This window comes from Labrenzia sp. THAF191a (genome assembly GCF_009363335.1).
Lineage (GTDB): Bacteria > Pseudomonadota > Alphaproteobacteria > Rhizobiales > Stappiaceae > Roseibium > Roseibium algicola.
In genome coordinates this window covers 5,112,478-5,125,617 of sequence record NZ_CP045333.1, presented here as the reverse complement: position 1 = coordinate 5,125,617, position 13,140 = coordinate 5,112,478, and the positions used below count along the sequence as shown (strand labels likewise).

Here is a 13,140-nt window from a genome sequence, read left to right as displayed (position 1 = left end):
CTAGAACGCAGGAGCGCCGATAATGGTTGCATCTCCCAAGGCTGCCTATAAAGGCAGCCCGGTCAGTGATACGCACAAGCCGCGGCCGAACGACATCATTGCGCTTTGGAACTTCGTTCTGACGTCTGCAGCCGCTGGCGGGCGTGCTGTAAACAGCTTGCCTGCGCTGGAAGCGCTTTCGCCAACTCAGGATGGGGCAGGCGGTCTGATCTGGGCATCAGGCGACCCGGCTGTCGATGGCATCTATTCGTGGGATCTGGGGACGACGACTTGGACGCGTCTTGGCGCGCTGCCGATCGCGTTTTCCGCTCTTGAGAATATCGGCGGTACGGCGAATGCCATCACCGCTGACGTTGCCGCCTATGTGTCGCCTGGTGAATTGAAATGGGCCGTTTTCACACCTCTGTACACAAACACCCTTGGTGGCGGGGAGGTGATTGACCTTGGAAACGGGAATGAGCCGCTTGCGAACGGCTCTGGTGGCGATTTGGCACCCGGAGATCTGGTCGGAGGGGTGACGACCCAGATTTTCAAAGATGATAGTGGCGCCTGGCGTCAGATGGTCAGTTCCAGGCCTGGTGCGACGATGGACTTTCAAGGCACCTGGAACAGCGGAACGGCATACACACAGGCGCAGTTCGTCACAAAATCCAACGTCCTTTATTACCTGGATGCTGCAAGTTCCACGAATGAAGACCCGGCAAGTGGTTCGCCCTGGCTTTCTGTCGTGGACTTCAGCACGATTTTGAGCGCGGGCTCTGTCACGCCTGACAAAATGTCAGACGATGATTTCGGCGCTGACATCAAAATGACTGTCTGGACCAGTGGTCAGCTTCGCACGCTTAAGCAGCGCGCGACTGATACCTATTGCATCCTGGATGCTCCAGGTTCTCCTGACCCGACCGGCACGAACGATAGCGCTACGGCGCTGAAGGCGATGATTGCGGAAGGCATCCAGTGCGAACTGACCAAGGGTGATTTCGTCACAACAGAGCCGCTTCTTTTGAAGAATACGAGCCAGAGAATTGTCGGTCAGGGGATGGGTTACGGCTACGGGCGGCCTGACTATTTTGCTCGGCACTTCGAGCCTGTGTCGCGGATCATCGGGGCGGGCACATTCGCCAAGCGCGTTCTGACAAGGAGAAAGTACCGGGCGAGCGGAAGCGACCCGACCGATGATGCTATGTCAGCGATCATCGAAGTGCACGCCGATGGCGTCTCCCTTGAGGATTTTTGCGTTTGGCTCAACTGTGACTACACAGATCTCTCGCACACAAATCTGGGAGACGATATCGATATCGGTGTTTTCCGCGCCGGTCGACCGGGCTTCAAGACGCGTAATCTTGCGATCATCGGCCATTTCCGCAAAACAAAACTTCTCCACGATTACACGCGCGCTCTGAACCTTCCCGAACTTCTTGATCCGGATGGTGCGGCTCTGCCGGCCGGCGTTTCTGGTGAAACTTTTGCGGGCGGTGACGGTTGGAACCACCACAATATTCTGATGTGGGGTTGGGGGTCCGGGTTCACGGAATATGGCCCAATTCATCCTGGTGGAAGTTACTACGACGAGGCGACCGGAGCGGTAACGGACGAAAGGGGGGCGTCTGGTGACAGTGATGGAAGGTTCACCGGCAGGGGGGCAATCTACGTTGCGCACCAAAGTGGCAGACGGTTGGTTGATCCGACCGGATATGGATCTGCGCTGACGCGAGCCAACATGGAGGCCGAGCCTGACTTTTTCCCTGCGGGTATCGATATCGACGGTTGGGCGGGGAACTCAGGATCAACCGTTTCCGGCAGGGGGCAGGTCAGAAACATGATTTTTGACACGATGCGTGTGTCATCGTCATCTGCCTTTCGTGTCCGCATCCGCGATGCTGAACAAATTGTCTTTTCACCTATCGCCTGGTTCGAGACCGGCGATTGGCCGTCTACCGCCTCTTCCTGGAAGGATTCGTCGGGCTCAGACATCAACCTGAATGACTATGTGAATATCACCTACGGTCATATCGCGACAGACAGCACTAAGACGCTCGGTCACATACAGGCAGATCAGGTTGTCGGTGGCATCTTCCAGACATGGGTCAGCCGGAACACGAAATTTACCGGATCTGGCGGCAACGGTGTCGCACTAGAATATGGTGCTGACGGTGGTGGCGTGACAATTGCTGATGACACTGTCGTTTCAATTGTTCCGCCATTCAAGGGGGGGTGGATGCGCGTATCTTACTCACCTTACAGCAGCCCTATTTTTGGTTCGTCGGCATTGTTTTACTACGATGTAGGCAGTTCGTTGAATTTCGATGCTCTCCATGTTGGGGCTAACGTCACGCTTGGAACGGGTGATCTGACTAACGGAACATCGGACGGCACAGATGGAAACTTAAACATTTCTGTTCGTCCCGGTGTCATCAAATTGAAGAACAGAAGCGGTTCAAGCGGCTTCTGGACTTGGCGTTGGCTTTAATAAAGCCATGCGTATCAATGGTAAAAGCGGACAGACCTAGTTGAATGCGGTGGTGTTTGCTTAGGTAATCAATAATCCCGCTGTGAAACGTCGCGAAGACATTGGCAGCCGTCCATAACGCGACCAGGCCCGCCCGCTCTCCGAGCGGGTTTTTTCTTATCCAGACAACCGGCGCGAATGCTGGAAAAGGTGAACCATGCCTCGATTGATTTCGGACTGGCGCAGCGTTGTTGCGTCTTCTCTCAGCTTTTGGATGCAGATTGCCGGTCTGCTGGTGTTGATCCTGCCTGAGCTTTGGTACGCTTGGACCGGGCAGGACTATGACCCGGTCCTTGCCTGGTGGCTCGGGGTGTTGCTGTTGGTTGCCGGTGTTGTCGGCCGGATCTGGCGACAGGGGCTTTCCTGGTGGCGGGAATGGCTGCGTGTGATCGGTGTTCTGCTGGTCGTTGTGCTTCTGGCCTTGCTGGCAACCCGTGCCGCCGAGGCTGAGCCGGTCAGTGAAATTGAAATGCTGCGCGTCGCGGTGCCGTTCATTGCGAAGGAAGAGGGAAAGAGTAACGAAGCCTATCTCGATGTCGTGAAGGTTCCGACGATCTGTTACGGCTCGACCCGTGGCGTTTCGCTCGGCATGAAAATGACCGACGCCGAATGTCTGCAGCTGCTGCGTGAAGAGGTGGCGGAGTACAGGCGCGGGCTTCATGAATATTTCAACCTGACAACCAAGTATCAGCGGCTGACGCCTGCGCGGGATGCGGCCTATACCTCAACCGCTTTCAACTGCGGGATTCGTGCGATCGGTCGCAGCACCGCAACACGCAGGCTAAACGCGGGTGACATACGCGGCGGCTGCGAGGCTTTGACCTGGTGGAACAAGGCTGGCGGAAGGGTGCTTCGCGGCCTGGTCAACCGGCGCGCACGCGAGCGTGCGCTTTGCTTGCAGGGGCTGTAATGCTCGGCTTCCTGTCAGACATCTGGGGCGCTGTCACGGGCTTCGCGCAGGTTGCGGTTGCCGGCGGTGTGCTGGGGCTCGCCTTCGTGTCCTATGGCGCCCGCTTTCACCCGGCAGTACCGGCACCGGCGCGCGAACTGCTGGTACTCGGTTTCGGTGCTTGCCTCGCCGTCGCCGGGTTTCTCGGTTCCGGCATTTATCACGATCGATCGGCGGAACTTGAACAAGCGCAGCGTGACCTTGAACGCTGGCAAAAAGTGGCGGCGGAACAGGCGGCGCAGCGCGAGCGCTATCAGGGCGTCGCTCGGCGCCAGATGCAATTGGCGCAGGATCGCGCCTTCGCTCTTCAGAATATGCAGGAGATTGTCGATGATTATGAAGACGCCCTGGCATCGGGCGGCGCTGGCAGTTGTGCTGCTGACGACGCTTACAGCCGGGCGATGCGATCCATCCGGATCACTGGACCTGAAACAGCCGAAACTGCCGGACCCTGAAACGGACCTGCAGACGCCTTGCCGTGATCCGGGAACGACCGGAGACAAGGGGCGCGACGCAATCCGGCACCGGCTTGCTCTGGCGGACTGTGAAGCCAGGCGCCGCGGCTGGTCAGACTTTTATCGAGACGTTCAACAGGCGCATGGGGGTGCACCGTGATGGGGGAGACTGTTTCTCTCGATACCATTTTTCAGGAAATGGGAAGGATACGCGAGCAGGTAGAAAGCAATCGCAAGGAATCTTCCGAAGGCCGGCGCCGTACCTACGATGCAATACGGGACGTCAAAACCCAGATAACCGATGTCTCCATAAAGCAAGACGAGCAAGGTCGTCGGCTCGGTTCCGTTGAAGAGCGTCTTGAAAAGCACGACGCGACGGTGACCAAGGTTCAGACGCTGACAATCAAGGCCGAAACGGCGGGCTGGATCGGGCAGCGTTTATTGTCGGTCGGGGGATGGGTCCTCGCTGCGGCAGTTCTTGTTGTCACCAACTGGGAAAAACTGCTTTCAGCCGTCAAGGCTCTGGGAAAGTAGCCTGGTTTCAGTCGGTTGATAAGGCCGGGCCGTCAGGTTCCGGCCTTTCGTGTTTAATGGGGTCAAGATGGTGAGTTTTAAACTTGCGGCAATCTTGTTGGGTTTCGTTTCTCTTGCAGCTGCATACGCTGCGGGTCGCAGACAGAACCGCTCTTTGTACATCTTCGCACTCGCTGGCATGACGATAAGTTTCATGTTGGTACGATTTATCTCACCTGGAAGCTAGGAGCCGAGGCAGATGATTAAACCACCGACGGACGGGCAAAAGATTTTGATGCATTTGGCTAAGCAGGCGCTCAAGTCTGGTTTCGAAAACGCCTGGATTAGCCGTCAAGATCTACTTCGCGGTGACATCATTCCACAGACTGTCGGCGCTAAGCTTTTGTGTGCTGCGCTAACGCTCCCGGATGGTGTTCTGGAGTGGTCGAAAGATCAAAGTGCATTTCGCGTGTCAGCGGCTTCGGTTCGCGCATTGAATGGTGAAAAGCATCCGCGCCGATCCATGTCTGGCGTGCCGATGATCGCTAATACGTAATCACTGGGGATCTTCTTTCTTTGTCAGCCCGTACCAGGTCACCGGGCTGCTGGCCTGCTTGAAGTTGGGGCGTGTCTCGACCCATTTGTTTCCGCACCTGGCGCACCGGAACCGTCGGCGCTTTGGCAGATCGGCGATCACTTCCCGATTGTCGAACGCGTCCAGATCCAAAACAGTCATGTTTGCGCAGCGCAGACAGTGCACTTGTACGCCGTTGCAAAGCTCGCGGGCTTCGGAAATCGTTATTGGTTTGATGTTTGCCTTTGGGTGCTGCCTCGCCATCCTGTCGATAGTGAGCCTCCGCAATAAGCCTTCTAAAGTAAAATGTACCGCTGCTTCTATGTGTCAGTGTTTGGTGGTGATGGGTTGCCGGAGGTTTGACCTTTAGGTTGGGCTTTAAGGAAATTATAGTAAACAATGCGCTGAGGCTGTGCTTGCCTCATATTAAAATTAACTTCCTTTGCCACACCGAAAACGTCCTTTATTCTGATTTTGATTTTCAGGTCTCTTAGATATTTTTCGACTTCCGAGCGGCGCATAAAAACATTCAGGTGGCCTCTCAATGCTGCGCCTGGGAGGACAGGTTGTTGTGTCTTCTCTGGCAACTCATCAGCACCGAGCAGTTTAAATTCGAGGCCGTCGCTCGACCACTCAATGAATTCAATGTGCTCAAGCTGTGTCTTAACTCGTGTACCGTCGTCTCTATATGCAGCTGACGCCCATTCCATAACGGCGGATGGTGCACGTCCTCGATTTACCAATTGAAGGAAGAATACAAACAACGTCTCATCTCTTCCTCGAGGGCCATCGCTTGTGGCAACTTGAATCACTTCTAGGTGCAGGTCTGGTTTGTTGTCCTTGAGCGTTTCTATCTCCGCTTTAAGAGCATGCTCCCTACTCTCAACCTTACATGCTTCGGCTTTTGCTTCCTGCCATATGTTGTATGGCGCAAGTATCAAGCCAATCACAACCATTGCTAAAAAGACGGCAACAAAAACAACGAACGGCGCCCAAATCATGGCCGCCTCCCATTGATTTTGGTGCGCGACGATCCCAAAAAATAAGGCAAAGCCACCGCTGATTTTTTCAGCGTGCCAGAAGCGCCCGCTGAAGGCTCTTTTCGTAACTTCGAAGTAGAATCTACCAATCCCCATGGGCGGCATATTGCACTAACAATCATCGATTGTGGATTCATTTTAAGCCGTCTCCGCGATGGCGTTAAAAGCTAGGTTTCTTTGCTAAATGGGGCCGGCTAATTGTGTCAGGTCCAGCGGCTTGCCGTCCCTAAATTCGGGCGGTGTGTCGCGCGGATCATGGCGGGTGGATGTGCAGCCGGCAGTCAGCACAGAAGAGCCGATTGCTGCCGCGACCAGTGCACGGCGCAGGAACAGACCAAAAACCCGCGTGTCAAAAACGTGCCAGAATACCCGTGCAATCCTGCTTTGTTCTGCAGTTTGTTGCAGTTTGAGTAAAACGGGTGTTTCTGATTTCTTGTTATATATCAGATGGTTGATGGTGGGCGATACTGGGATTGAACCAGTGACCCCTCCCGTGTGAAGGGAGTGCTCTCCCGCTGAGCTAATCGCCCATGCCTTGGCGGCTGGTGGCGCGTATCTAGGGCAAATCAACAGCTTGCGCAACACCCTTTTTCTGGAGCCGACGTCTGTTGCTGGGACTCATCGGTTCTAGCTAATTGCCTTTTTGTGTTGATGCCACGCAAAGAGGTGACCCGCTCTCCCGGGCGAAGATGTTTGTCGTCTGACCGGCAATGTCTGGAATATCGGGGTGCCGTAATGTGGGGCGGCTGCCAGTCGGCGTGGTCTTCCGTCTGGTGAGGTTTTGACCGAGCGGGCGGATCCTGAAGGCTGTCGTATCGCGTGACAGATTATGTCAGGAGCCGTTATCAGTCTTCGCGAAAAGGCCGTATTTAAAGCGGACGATCGTTTCCACTGACTGTTTTTTGGAGTGTTTTTAAATGATTGCACGCGTTTCTTCTCTCGCGCTCGTGGGGCTTTTCCTGCCTGCCGGGGCGTTTGGCGCCGACAATGGGCCCATTACCAGCATCACGCTGTCTTCGGGTGGTCTCGCCGAAGTGGTTCGCAAGGCGGATATTGACAGCAGCGGCCTGATCAACATGACGGTCCCGCTCGAACAGGTGAACGATGTGCTGAAGAGCATTGTCGTGTTCGATGAGGCAGGCGTTGTCGAGGGCATTACTCTTCCCGGCCCGAACCCGCTGGCGGAAACCTTCAAGAACCTGCCGTTCACCGTTGAGGACCTGCAGTCGCCCGCACGCCTTCTGGCAAAACTGCAAGGAACCCGAGTGCGTCTGGAAAAGGCCGGGTCTACGGTCGAGGGGCTCGTTCTCGGCGTGTCGGCGCAGGATGACGGCGACAGGGGGCAGTCCTTTGTCATTTCGGTTCTCAGTGATGGTCGCATCACCGGTGTGGGCCTGTCCGCAGATACCGAAGTCACGTTTCTCGATGAAGACATTCAGCAGAAGGTTGCCAAGGCCTTGTCTGCCGTTGGCAACGGCAAGTCGGACGGCGCGCGAACCGTTGCCTTGAAAGTGGCAGGCGAGGGCGAACGCGAGGTCGCGGTTTCCTACGTCGTGCCGGCGCCCATCTGGAAGACGGCTTACCGCGTCGTGACGATGGCCGATGACAAGGCCCGGCTGCAAGCCTGGGCCGTGCTTGAAAACGCCAGTGGCGAAGACTGGGACGATGTCAGGATAACGCTGTCCTCCGGCGCTCCGGTAACGCTGAAACAGCGGCTCCACGATCTTTACTGGAAGCAACGGCAGGAAGTGCCGGTGGATGTGTCCAGCGGCTATGTGCCTCCTGTCGACATGGGGGCGGAACCGCAGTTCGAGGTTGCCGAGAGCGAGGCCCGCATGCCGGGCGCGGCGCGTTCCAGCTTCATTGGCTCGGCGGTTGCGCCGGAAATGGTTCTCAACATGGCCGCCGCCAATGTCGGCGAGGTGAGCGAAGGCGCGGTCACCGCTTCCTTTACAATTCCTTGGCCTGTCGACCTTGAAAGCGGTGAAACTCTGTCAGCGCCGATTGTCGACAAGGTCGTGTCAGCCGAAACGGTTTCCGTATTCCAGCCGGAAAGCGGCCTGCAGCATCCCATTGCTGCAATCCTGATCAAGAACGAGACCGAAACCAGCCTGCCGCAGGGCATCCTGACGGTTTATGACGAAAAGGAAGGATATGTCGGCGACGCGCAGATCAGCGGCATGCCCTCGGGCGAAAGCCGCATGGCAAGCTTTGCGACCGACAAGAAGGTCAGGATTGCACAGTCAACATCTGCCGACAGCCAGATCGTATCGATCAAGGTCAATGACGGGGTTCTGAACGCGACGGTGCGCGAGCGATCGTCGACGCAATACGCGATCAAGGGAGCCCCGGACGGCGACCGCACGATCGTCATCGAGCATGCCAAACGTTCCGGATGGCAGTTTTCCTCCGAACAGGAACTGGACAGCACCGCAACGCACCACCGTTTGAAGGTGGAAGTGCCTGCAGGAACAACGGAAACGGTTTCCGCCCTTCAGGAGCGGACCTTGTCGGAGACCTATTCGCTGATCTCCACCGATGCGAACCAGCTGCTTTATCTCTCCAGGCGCTCGCCGGACAAGGAAACCGCTGCAAAGCTGAAGGAACTGTCGGAGCTGCAGAACGAGATCGCCCAGATCGAGCGCCAGATCCAGCGCTTGCGGCTTGAAAAGGATGAGGAGAGCCGGGACCAGGAACGCCACCGGGCCAACCTGGCGGCTCTTGAGCCGGGTGCCGATCTCTACAAGCGTGCCGCCCGCAAGCTGGAGGAAAGCGAAACCCGGATCGAGGATGTTGATACGGAAATCGCCGCACTATCCGTGCGACGGGAAGAAATCCGTGAAACCCTGGGCGATGCCATCAGGACGTTCTGATGTCTGACAGAACTTGCCTCAGGACTTGAGCGAAGCGACGGCACCAGCCAGTTCGTCGAAGTGCGAGATGACCCGGTCCGGGGAAAGGTCCCGGACCGGCACGACCGTGTATCCGAAATCGACCGCGATGACCGGAATGCCGGCGTTACGGGCGGCATCGATGTCGGTGCCACTGTCTCCGATCATGATGGAGCCGCCGATTTCTCCACCCGCCCGGTGGATGGCACCATGCACGGGTTCGGCATGCGGCTTTGCCACGGAAAACGTATCGCCGCCGACGACGGCGTCGAAATGCCTGGCGAGATCGAGTGTAGCCAACAGCGGATGCGTCAGCCGCTCGGCCTTGTTGGTGCAGACCGCCAGTTTCCATCCGTCTTTTCGGAAGTTTTCCAGCGCCGCGACAACGCCGTCGAACGGTTTGGTGTGAACCGCGATATTGGCGGCATAATGCTCCAGAAAATGCACATAGAGCGGCGCCACGGTTTCATCGGTCCAGGAAATGCCATTGAATTCCAGACCGCGCTGGATCAGCACCTTTGCACCCAGGCCGACCATGTTGGCGACGTTGTCCTGGGGAATGGCCGAATGCCCTGCTGAGGTCATGACGACGTTCAAGGTGGCGACGAGATCTTCCATGGACGACACCAGCGTGCCATCCAGATCGAAAACCAGAACGGACATGAGACCCTCTGAAATGCAGGAGCGGGACGGCAAGAACGCATCCATGCTGAAAGGCATGATTGCGGGCAGGTAAACCGGCCCCGGAATGTGGGAAAGGCCTGCATTCACCCGAACGCAGGCCACCTTCAATGCCTAGCCGCATAGCCGCTCCGCCGCAAGTGGGGATCGGTTCCGCCGGTTTGTTCTAGAGTTTGTAAGCGGTCCGGAAACCACCCCAGTGACGGCCCTGAACGATGATCGGCGCGTCGATTTCCTTCATCCAGACGATATTGCCGCCGCCCATGTCCCGGGCATAGGACTGGATCAGGAAGGGGCGCGTGTTGCGCGCCGCGCTGAGGCCGGCCCGGTCATCGAAGATGCGCTTGTTGCGGCAGTTGGCCGTGTTCCAGGCCACATCATCCGGTTTTTGCGGTTTCGAGTAGATCAGATTGTGTACCGGCAGATAGCCGTTGCGATCGACCGAGGCGCAAAAGGCCATACCCTTGCATTTGCCGAGGATTTCTTCCTGGATCGTTGGCAGGATCTTTTCCAGATGAGCCAACGCGCGCGTCGACACTTGCGGCGGGTTGGTACCGGCTATGTGCTGGTAATTGGTATCGAACAGGTCATCCATGGTCAGCTGGCGCTGCGCGATGAGATCTTCCATCGCGTTGGAAATGCGTGAAGCCCCGGTTTGCACGCGTTCCACTTCGGCAGCGTGGCTTTCATGAATGGATGCGATCTTGCGCTCCAGGGCCACCTGGAACCCGGCATCCTTGTTGACGAAGCAACCATGGCAACCATGTTCGGAAACGGCGACGACGCGCACATCCACCTGGCCGATCCCGGCGAGATCAAGACGGGCATTCGTGCCTTGTTTCAGGTTGGAGCCAGCTTCGGGCCGGAACAGCGTGCCGCCTTCCGAAATGTCGTGGGTCTCGATCTGTGCGGATGTTCCGCCAGCCGTCACCGAACCGGAAATCTTGATCGGCAATCGGTCGTGCTGACGACGATCGCCGATTTCGGTCTGCCGGATCATCATGGTGAAGCGGGACTGCAGCGCCTTGGAAGCCGTGCTCATTTCCGCACCGGTTTCGCGCGCCAGCATGCCACCTTCTTCAGCCGCCGCCGCAGACTCCGTAATCGTCTGCGCGGTGCGCAGCACTTCCTGAACGAAGTCCGCCGTCTGCTGCGCCTGGTCACCGATCCGGTTCGTTGTCTCAACCTGGGTCTGAACCGCATCTTCGACCGCGGCAAAGCTGGGCCGTATCCTGCCGATAACATCGATGATCTGGTTGACCGAGCCGAGGCTGAGTTCCGCTGACTGGTTGAGGCGGTCGATGTTGGCGACGATCTGTTCCGTTGCCGACTGGGTTTCCACCGACAGCGCCTTCACCTCGCTCGCGACAACGGAAAAGCCACGGCCGGCTTCACCTGCGCGGGCAGCCTCGATAGTGGCGTTCAGGGCCAGCAGGTTGGTTTGCTTGGCAATGTCCGAAATCAGGCTGACGACATTGGCAATGTCATCGATCGCGTTCTTGAGCTCCAGAACACCCTGGTTGACCTGGGCTGCGACGTCTCGCGCCTCTTGCGCCAACTGGTTGGACACACCGACCTGCTGTCCGATTTCGCTGCTGGAGGTGGTGAGATCCTGAATGGACGTGGCCAGTCCTGAAGCGTTCTCGTTGGCAACGGCCGATTGGTCCGCAAGCGACTGACTGTCGCTGCGGATGGTCTCCAGCTTGTCCATCTGACTGACGAGCCGGTCCTGCACCTTCTCGGCCGCGGCGTTGATGGTCTTGGCCGCGACTTGCAGATCGTCTTCCAGGCTGTCCAGTACGAAGCTCATCTGGCTGGCCGCCAGCTGCGCTTCCGGCAGGTTTCCGGAAGTATTGTCAGTTTCCTCAGGGGCAGGTATCTTGTTGTTTAAATTATTGTATTCGTCTTTCTGCCTTGGTCTAAGTCGAAGAATGTTCATTTGATTCTGTGCTTTCCAAACCCTAGACAATTGAAAGCATTATCTATTGTTGGTCTGAAATGATGGTTAATAAACCGCGGATATGGGCGCTATGGCGGTGTTTCCCCGTTGAAGAGGGGGAATGTCACTGGACCGGCGGACGCCGGCCATGTTAAGCACCCGGCGGCCGGATGGAGATGATTGCTTGGTCTTCTCCGCCGACAGGTTGGCCCTAGGAACGGTAAATGAGCGACCAGTACAAGAAACTGGCGGCGGAGCGCGCTGCCGACGATGTCACATCCGGAATGCGTCTTGGAATTGGGACCGGTTCGACCGCGGAATTCTTCGTCCATGCACTTGCCCGTCGGGTACAGGATGGCCTGGACGTTATCGGTGTGCCGACTTCGGAGCGCACGCGGGAACTGGCGTCGAGCCTCGGCATTCGCCTGACCACGCTTGATGAATTGCCGGAACTTGATCTGACCGTCGACGGAGCCGATGAACTGGACCCCCATCTGTCGCTCATCAAGGGCGGTGGAGGAGCCTTGCTGCGCGAGAAGATCGTGGCATCAGCCTCGGCCAGCATGATCGTCATTGCAGACGGCAGCAAGGAAGTTGCGACGCTTGGCCGCTTTCCCCTGCCGATCGAAGTCGTACCTTTCGGTCTGGAAGCAACGCGGCGCGCGATCCTGAAAGTGTTTGGGGATCTTGGACTGCCGTTGAACATGTCTTTGCGCGGCGGATCGGCTCAGCCTTTCGTCACGGATGGAGGTCACTTCATCCTGGATGCGCAGCTTGAAAGCATACCCGAGGTCCAGACCCTGGGCGACCGGCTGGTTGCCATTCCGGGGGTTGTCGAACACGGCCTCTTCATTGAACTTGCAACAAAAGCTTACGTGGCCGGCACAGATGGGGTAAAGACCGTCTTGCCCATCTAAGTGGTGTGGATTTGGCTTTCCAGACTAAAGATGAAAGCCGCCTAGGAGTAGAAAAATGAAGCTTATCAAATCTTTCCCGCGGGCAGCTGTATTGGGCGCAGCCATGATGGCCGCTGGTTTTGTCGCCTCGGGCGCAGCCGCACAGGATGCCGTTTCTGAAAGCCACCTTGCCGCAGCCAAGCAGGTTGCCGTTGTTACCAAGGTTCTGGAACCATTTGACGATATTCTTCCGATCCTTGCTGAACAGACCCGGACGGCTTTCATTCAGTCCGACCCGACCCGTGCGGAAGAAATCGCCGAAGTCGTTCAGAATGTCGCGCTGACGCTGGCGCCGAAGCGGACCGAGCTCAACAATCTGGTTTACAAGGCCTGGGCAGACGCCTTCACCGAAGAAGAGCTGAACCAGCTGGCTGAATTCTACAGCACGGAACTTGGCCAGAAGCTGACCGAAAAGATCCCGACCATCACGCAGTATTCCGTTGGTGCTGCCCGTGAATGGCAGGACAAGGTTTCCACCGAAATGGTGACCATGGTTCAGGAAGAACTGGCCAAGCTGAACGCAGCTCAGTAAGGGCAGGGCTCCCGCGTCGGCCATGCCGATGGCAGGGAACACGCCTTTCACACGAATAAGTGAGGCCGGGGTCATGTCCGGCTTTCGGGCCGCGCAAGCGG

The 13,140-nt window shown here is 57.2% G+C and carries 12 protein-coding genes and 1 tRNA gene; 8 read left to right on the top strand and 5 right to left on the bottom strand.

Going from position 1 to position 13,140, the window contains the following annotated elements; genetic code table 11:
* The first annotated feature begins 22 nt into the window (after window positions 1–22).
* The 5 genes from FIV05_RS23480 to FIV05_RS23460 all read left to right on the top strand — a co-directional run bounded on the left by FIV05_RS23480 (window position 23) and on the right by FIV05_RS23460 (window position 4,982).
* Window positions 23–2,470, top strand: a complete 2,448-nt coding sequence (locus FIV05_RS23480) for a hypothetical protein (RefSeq protein ID WP_152511168.1) — start codon at window positions 23–25, stop codon at window positions 2,468–2,470.
* Window positions 2,471–2,666: 196 nt separating this feature from the next.
* Window positions 2,667–3,419, top strand: a complete 753-nt coding sequence (locus FIV05_RS23475; protein WP_152511167.1) for a lysozyme — start codon at window positions 2,667–2,669, stop codon at window positions 3,417–3,419.
* Entirely contained in the window at window positions 3,419–3,913 is a 495-nt protein-coding gene (locus tag FIV05_RS23470) for a hypothetical protein (RefSeq protein ID WP_152511166.1), read from the top strand. Before FIV05_RS23475 ends, FIV05_RS23470 begins: the two co-directional genes overlap by 1 nt.
* 159 nt (window positions 3,914–4,072) lie before the next feature.
* Window positions 4,073–4,447 (top strand): hypothetical protein, encoded by a 375-nt coding sequence (locus tag FIV05_RS23465; RefSeq protein WP_152511165.1) that lies wholly within the window; start codon window positions 4,073–4,075, stop codon window positions 4,445–4,447.
* A 238-nt stretch (window positions 4,448–4,685) separates the two neighbouring features.
* Window positions 4,686–4,982 carry a hypothetical protein gene (locus FIV05_RS23460; protein WP_152511164.1) on the top strand — a complete coding sequence of 99 codons (297 nt, stop codon included), beginning with the start codon at window positions 4,686–4,688 and terminating at the stop codon, window positions 4,980–4,982.
* Here the strand turns inward: FIV05_RS23460 and FIV05_RS23455 are convergent, their stop codons facing one another.
* The 3 genes from FIV05_RS23455 to FIV05_RS23445 all read right to left on the bottom strand — a co-directional run bounded on the left by FIV05_RS23455 (window position 4,983) and on the right by FIV05_RS23445 (window position 6,570).
* Window positions 4,983–5,162 carry a hypothetical protein gene (locus tag FIV05_RS23455; protein ID WP_152511163.1) on the bottom strand — a complete coding sequence of 60 codons (180 nt, stop codon included), beginning with the start codon at window positions 5,160–5,162 and terminating at the stop codon, window positions 4,983–4,985.
* Window positions 5,163–5,320: 158 nt separating this feature from the next.
* A complete protein-coding gene (locus FIV05_RS23450; protein ID WP_152511162.1) occupies window positions 5,321–6,136 on the bottom strand; it encodes a hypothetical protein in 816 nt (271 codons plus the stop codon).
* 359 nt (window positions 6,137–6,495) lie between these two features.
* Window positions 6,496–6,570, bottom strand: a tRNA-Val gene (locus FIV05_RS23445).
* Window positions 6,571–6,957: 387 nt separating this feature from the next.
* On the opposite strand from FIV05_RS23445, the gene FIV05_RS23440 reads away from it, so the two are divergent.
* Window positions 6,958–8,913 carry a DUF4139 domain-containing protein gene (locus FIV05_RS23440; RefSeq protein WP_152511161.1) on the top strand — a complete coding sequence of 652 codons (1,956 nt, stop codon included), beginning with the start codon at window positions 6,958–6,960 and terminating at the stop codon, window positions 8,911–8,913.
* 18 nt (window positions 8,914–8,931) lie between these two features.
* Here the strand turns inward: FIV05_RS23440 and FIV05_RS23435 are convergent, their stop codons facing one another.
* Together FIV05_RS23435 and FIV05_RS23430 are read right to left on the bottom strand one after the other, a co-directional pair.
* Window positions 8,932–9,594 (bottom strand): HAD hydrolase-like protein, encoded by a 663-nt coding sequence (locus tag FIV05_RS23435; RefSeq protein WP_031270693.1) that lies wholly within the window; start codon window positions 9,592–9,594, stop codon window positions 8,932–8,934.
* Between the two features lie 184 nt (window positions 9,595–9,778).
* On the bottom strand, window positions 9,779–11,422 hold the full coding sequence (locus tag FIV05_RS23430; protein WP_209009769.1) for a methyl-accepting chemotaxis protein: 1,644 nt from the start codon (window positions 11,420–11,422) through the stop codon (window positions 9,779–9,781).
* Between the two features lie 353 nt (window positions 11,423–11,775).
* On the opposite strand from FIV05_RS23430, the gene rpiA reads away from it, so the two are divergent.
* Window positions 11,776–12,468, top strand: coding sequence for a ribose-5-phosphate isomerase RpiA (gene rpiA, locus FIV05_RS23425; RefSeq protein ID WP_152511159.1), 693 nt, complete (start codon window positions 11,776–11,778; stop codon window positions 12,466–12,468).
* Between the two features lie 55 nt (window positions 12,469–12,523).
* Complete coding sequence (locus FIV05_RS23420) at window positions 12,524–13,039, top strand: DUF2059 domain-containing protein (RefSeq protein WP_031270696.1); 516 nt, start codon at window positions 12,524–12,526, stop codon at window positions 13,037–13,039.
* Window positions 13,040–13,140: the final 101 nt, after the last annotated feature.